3 protein-coding genes are annotated in these 4,823 nt (G+C 44.2%); all 3 read left to right on the top strand.

Going from position 1 to position 4,823, the window contains the following annotated elements; genetic code table 11:
* The first annotated feature begins 528 nt into the window (after nucleotides 1-528).
* On the top strand, nucleotides 529-3,159 hold the full coding sequence (ppdK, locus tag WS40_RS09970) for a pyruvate, phosphate dikinase (RefSeq protein WP_046442005.1): 2,631 nt from the start codon (nucleotides 529-531) through the stop codon (nucleotides 3,157-3,159).
* Nucleotides 3,160-3,405: 246 nt separating this feature from the next.
* Complete coding sequence (gene speB, locus WS40_RS09975) at nucleotides 3,406-4,368, top strand: agmatinase (protein ID WP_046442007.1); 963 nt, start codon at nucleotides 3,406-3,408, stop codon at nucleotides 4,366-4,368.
* Nucleotides 4,361-4,823, top strand: a 463-nt coding sequence (locus tag WS40_RS09980) for an arginase family protein (protein WP_046442009.1), incomplete at its 3' end; no start/stop codon positions are given. The genes speB and WS40_RS09980, both read left to right, overlap by 8 nt.

The raw sequence follows: 4,823 nt of genomic DNA on the forward strand, positions 1-4,823 counted from the left end.
GCTTCTTTTCTCAACTTTGTTCATTTTGCCTATTGATTTTTCTTAGCAGGTTTCTTTTTTCTTAATTTTGTCCAATATCTATTGTAGCACTACATCAGCAGGGCTTTTTATTTTGCATTTTTGCTATTGACAAATGCTTGCGGATATGGTATGATATAGGTGGCTTAGAAATAAGCGTGGCGCACCCCGTTCAGCGCATTATAAATGTACGGCATGTCATATATTGCCGTTTGTCTGCGGTATCGGACATAAGTAGGTATTTTCTGCAGAGGCAGCTGCTTCCACCGACAAAATAGACATTTCAGCCCTGCTGTTTTTCAGCGGGGCTTTTTTTGTGTTGATATTTAAAAACTGTCATATTGCACATAAAAAGAGAGCAAATATTGTATAAGATTTTATGTATAAAAGTGAGAAAAACCTATGGTAATTTGGCTTTAAATCTGTTATAATATATATGTAACCGTGGGCGACGGGATAATTGTGTCCGCACGCTTCGGAATTCAAAAAATTTTTGGAGGTAAAAAACCAATGGCAAAGAAGTATTGTTATCTTTTCTCTGAGGGTAATGCCAACATGAGAGAGCTTCTCGGCGGTAAGGGTGCTAACCTTGCTGAGATGACAAATATCGGTCTCCCTGTTCCTCAGGGCTTTACGATCACAACGGAAGCTTGTACTCAGTATTATGAGGACAACCGTGAGATCAATCCTGAGATCATGGCAGAGATCAACGAGTACATTGTAAAGATGGAAGAGATCACAGGCAAGAAGTTCGGTGACAAGGAGAACCCACTCCTCGTTTCTGTACGTTCAGGTGCTAGAGCATCAATGCCTGGTATGATGGATACAATCCTTAACCTCGGCCTTAACGAAGAAGTTGTTGAGACTATCGCTGCTCAGTCTAATAACCCAAGATGGGCTTGGGACTGCTACAGAAGATTCATTCAGATGTATTCTGACGTAGTTATGGAAGTTGGTAAGAAGTATTTTGAGGAGCTTATCGACGAGATGAAGGCTAAGAAGGGCGTTAAGCAGGACGTTGAGCTGAACGCTGAGGATCTTAAGGAACTGGCTAACCAGTTCAAGGCTGAGTACAAGTCTAAGATCGGTTCTGACTTCCCAACTGATCCTAAGGAGCAGCTCATGGGCGCTATCAAGGCTGTATTCCGTTCATGGGATAACCCAAGAGCTAACGTATACAGAAGAGATAACGATATCCCTTATTCATGGGGTACAGCAGTAAACGTTCAGTCCATGGCATTCGGTAACATGGGTGATGACTGCGGTACTGGTGTTGCATTCACAAGAGACCCGGCTACAGGTGCTAAGGGTCTGTTCGGTGAGTTCCTTACAAACGCACAGGGCGAGGACGTTGTTGCTGGTGTTCGTACACCAATGCACATCTCTGAAATGGAGCAGAAGTTCCCAGAGGCATTCGCTGAGTTCAACAAGGTTTGTAAGACACTTGAAGATCACTACAGAGATATGCAGGATATGGAGTTCACTGTTGAGCACGGTAAGCTTTATATGCTTCAGACAAGAAATGGTAAGAGAACTGCACAGGCTGCCCTTAAGATCGCTTGTGACCTCGTTGATGAGGGCATGAGAACTGAGGAAGAGGCTGTTGCAATGATCGACCCAAGAAACCTCGATACACTTCTTCACCCACAGTTCGACGCAAAGGCACTCAAGGCTGCTACTCCTATGGGCAAGGGTCTTGGCGCTTCTCCAGGAGCTGCTTGTGGTAAGATCGTATTCACAGCTGATGACGCTGAGGCTTGGAACGAGAGAGGCGAGAAGGTCGTTCTCGTAAGACTTGAGACATCACCTGAGGACATCACAGGTATGAAGGCTTCACAGGGTATCCTTACAGTTAGAGGCGGTATGACATCACACGCTGCCGTTGTTGCTCGTGGTATGGGTACATGCTGCGTATCTGGCTGCTCAGATATCGTTATGGACGAGGCTAACAAGAAGTTCACACTCGCAGGCAAGGAGTTCCACGAGGGTGACTATATTTCAATCGACGGTTCAACAGGTAACATCTATGATGGTATCATTCCAACTGTTGACGCTACGATCGCTGGCGAGTTCGGCAGAATCATGGGCTGGGCTGACAAGTTCAGAACAATGAAGGTTAGAACAAACGCAGATACTCCTGCTGACGCTAAGAAGGCAAGAGAGCTGGGTGCTGAGGGTATCGGTCTTTGCCGTACAGAGCACATGTTCTTTGATCCTGAGAGAATCGCTGCATTCAGAGAGATGATCTGCTCAGACACAGTTGAAGAGAGAGAAGCTGCTCTTGCTAAGATCGAGCCAATGCAGCAGGCTGACTTCGAGGCTCTTTATGAGGCACTTGAGGGTAACCCTGTTACTATCAGATTCCTTGATCCACCACTTCACGAGTTCGTACCAACAGAAGAGGCTGATATCGAGGCTCTTGCTAAGGCACAGAACAAGCCTGTTGAGACTATCAAGGCTATCATCGCATCACTCCACGAGTTCAACCCAATGATGGGTCACCGTGGCTGCCGTCTTGCAGTAACATATCCTGAGATCGCTAAGATGCAGACAAAGGCTGTTATCAAGGCTGCAATCAACGTTAAGAAGAATCACCCAGACTGGACAGTTAAGCCTGAGATCATGATCCCACTGGTAAATGATATCAAGGAGCTTAAGTATGTTAAGAAGTTCGTTGTTGAGACTGCTGACGCTGAGATCAAGGCTGCTGGTTCTGACCTTGAGTACGAGGTTGGTACAATGATCGAGATCCCAAGAGCTGCTCTTACAGCTGACGAGATTGCTAAGGAAGCTGACTTCTTCTGCTTCGGTACAAACGACCTTACACAGATGACATTCGGTTTCTCAAGAGATGACGCTGGTAAGTTCCTCAATGCTTACTATGATGCAAAGATCTACGAGAACGATCCATTTGCTAAGCTCGACCAGAACGGCGTAGGCAAGCTTATGGAAATGGCTCTTGAACTTGGTAAGCCAGTTAATCCAAAGCTCCACTGCGGTATCTGCGGTGAGCACGGCGGCGACCCAACATCTGTTGAGTTCTGCAACAAGATCGGTCTTGACTATGTATCTTGCTCACCATTCAGAGTTCCAATTGCTAGACTTGCTGCTGCTCAGGCTGCTATTGCACAGAAGAAGTAATTCTTGCAAAGTTTAGGATATCTGAATAGATAACATAAATTTCACCCCGTGTCTTATGATACGGGGTGTTTTTTTGCCATTAATAATATGATATGTGCTTTAGACGTTTAGTTTGCAGAAAATAAAGAACGCTTTAAGATAATCTGTTGCCATAGAATTAATTTTTTCTTTACAAATGAGCATTGACTTTACTGTAACTGTATAGCGTAAAATGAAATCAACAAATTAAGAAAGGAAAGTGATTCTATGAACGCAATAAATACTGATAAAAAGGTGCAGCTTACATATGGCGGTTTGAAAAGTTCAACTGACACATCTGGGGCGGATTACACTATTATAGGTATTCCATTTGATATCCGAACAACATATCGTCCGGGAACGAGGTTTGGTCCTGATGGGATTCGCAGAGCATTTCCCACAGACAGCGTGAACGAGGCTGTCGGCATTGATACGAGTAAATATGTAAAGGGCGTTGATTATGGAGATCTTGATATGTGGAACGCTGAGAAAGCTTATCTTGGTTCGATACCACAGGAAATGAAAGCTATTTTGGAAACAGGTACAATTCCAATTGTTCTGGGCGGTGATCATTCTATCACTTTTCCTGAACTGCTGGCTTATAAGGATGTTTACGGGCCTGTTTCGATAATACACTTTGATTCGCATACAGATACATGGGGCAGCGATACTGATAAAGAACATCACGACCACTCTAACCCTTTCAGAAGAGCGATCGAATATGACTGCATTGACCCGAAAACATCTATACAGGTAGGTATGAGAGGCGGACTTTTTGAAGAGAGTGATTTTGATTTTGCGAATAATGCAGGCCTTGAGCATATCTATGCTGTTGATATACATCATATGGGCATTGAGAAAACGGCGGAGCTTATCCGTGAAAAGGTCGGAAACAATAAGGTCATGGTCACATTTGATATAGATTTTGTTGATCCTGCTTTTGCTCCCGGTACAGGCACTCCCGTTTCCTGTGGATTTACTTCAAGACAAGCTCTTGAACTTATTCGTCATGCGCTTATCGGTCTTGATATTGTTGGCTTTGACCTTGTTGAAGTCGCACCGAACTATGACGCAGGGGGAATAACTTCAATTCTTGCCAGCCGTATCGTAAAAGAATTTATTACCTGTGTGGCTTGCAAAAAGGCGGGCATCAAAGAATATGCTAAGAAAGGAATGATCGAAAATGTTTGATAAAATTATTTCAGAAGAGACACGAAACAACATTGCAAAGCGCAGAGAAAATAATATCAAGACGCTTTTCGGGCTTCCATATAAGCAGGATATCGATGGTGAAGATTTTGTTGTTTTGGGCGTGCCCTATGATACCAGCGTGACAAACAGGACAGGCTGTCGTTTTGGCCCTAGAGCGATAAGAAATGCTTATGGTGCAGGCAGATTGTCATATGAACAGGATAACTCATATAAGGTCGCTAACCTAAAAGGCATGGATATGGGCGATATCGGCGTTGTGCTTGGTTATGTTGAGGAGACAATGGAGCTTATCAGGGAATCGGTCAGAAAGGTACTTGACGCAGGTGCAGTGCCTATCGTTTTGGGCGGCGATCACCTTATTGCATATGCTGAACTTAAAGCTTACAGCGAAAAGTATGGCAAGGTCGCAATGGTACACTTTGATACACACGAAG

Origin of the sequence: Ruminococcus sp. N15.MGS-57 (assembly GCF_000980385.1) — a bacterium.
Taxonomy (GTDB): domain Bacteria; phylum Bacillota; class Clostridia; order Oscillospirales; family Ruminococcaceae; genus Hominimerdicola; species Hominimerdicola aceti.